1 protein-coding gene is annotated in these 319 nt (G+C 62.4%); it reads left to right on the forward strand.

The features are described 5' to 3' along the window. The coding region (locus BN1127_RS16215) for a DEAD/DEAH box helicase (protein WP_042650111.1) at window positions 1-319 on the forward strand (319 nt) is incomplete at both ends.

The raw sequence follows: 319 nt of genomic DNA on the forward strand, positions 1-319 counted from the left end.
GATCGCATGCTCGACATGGGCTTTATGGACGAGATAAAGGCGCTGCTGAAGCAAATCCCGGCGGATCGCCAGACCCTGCTATTTTCGGCCACCTGCGATGACAACCTGTTTGCCTTGAGCAAGGTGCTGTTGCGTGACCCTGAACTGATCGAAGTGGCACCGCGCAACACCACGGCGGCCGAGGTGGAGCAGCGGGTCTATGCGGTGGATGGGGATCGCAAGCTGGCGTTGGTCGAACACATGCTGACCGTGAAGGGCTGGGCTCCGGCCCTGATCTTCAGCCGCACCCGCCAGGGGGCCGACAAGCTGGCCCAGCAGC

It is taken from the genome of Aeromonas media, from assembly GCF_000819985.1.
Lineage (GTDB): Bacteria > Pseudomonadota > Gammaproteobacteria > Enterobacterales > Aeromonadaceae > Aeromonas > Aeromonas media.